Raw genomic sequence first — 802 nt, 5'->3', positions numbered from 1 at the left:
GGAACTCCACGATTCGGTCGATGGAATCAGGGTTCGCAGAAGCATTGTCGTAGCGGACGGTCCTCAGCACTTGCTCGTAGTTGGCAACAGAATCGGAACCAGAAAGTGTCAATACGCCGCTGGAGTAGCTGGCCGTGATCGAGGTGCCTGTCGTGTCTGCCGTCAGCGTTTCCGCCGCACCATCGAGAAGGTTGGTGATCGTGACCGTCAAGGACGCGAGGTTAGCGCTGTCAAGATCTGCGAGTGCCGCGTCGCCATCCGCAATCAGAACGGAACCACCGCCCTCGACAAAGTTCGCCGTGAAGTCGGATCCTGCAGAGCCACTCGAATCGTCGGAATCCAAATCCAGCGTGGGAGCATCATTTTTCGCGGAGATCGATACCGTGGCGGTGGCCGTGTTGCTGTCAGCAAACCCGTCGTTGGCCGCGAACTCAACGATCCGGTCGGTGGAATCAGGGTTCGCAGAAGCATTGTCGTAACGAACGGTGCGCAGGACTTGCTCGTAATTGGCAACGGTATCCGAACCGGAGAGTGTCAGCACGCCACTGGAGTAGCTGGACGTGATCGAGGTGCCCGTCGTGTCTGCCGTCAGCGACTCCGCCGCCCCATTCAGCAGGTTGGTGATTGTGATGGTTAACGACGCGAGGTTCGCGCTGTCGACATCTGCAAGCGACGCGTCACCATCCGCAATCAGAATGGCGCCCCCACCCTCCACAAAGTTGGTCGTGAAATCTGATCCGACGGCACCGCTAGAATCATCCGCATCCAGGTCCAATGCGGGAACATTATTGATCGTCGAGAT

General features: G+C 58.0%; 1 protein-coding gene. It reads right to left on the bottom strand.

Annotated features, from left to right (window positions below; all coding sequences use genetic code 11):
• Positions 1-802 (bottom strand): hypothetical protein (locus FYK55_RS29365; protein WP_201743836.1); only part of this gene is annotated, 802 nt, incomplete at both ends.

Source organism: Roseiconus nitratireducens (assembly GCF_008629675.1).
In the GTDB taxonomy this organism is placed as follows: Bacteria; Planctomycetota; Planctomycetia; order Pirellulales; family Pirellulaceae; genus Stieleria; species Stieleria nitratireducens.
This window is presented reverse-complemented; position numbering and strand designations above follow the sequence as displayed.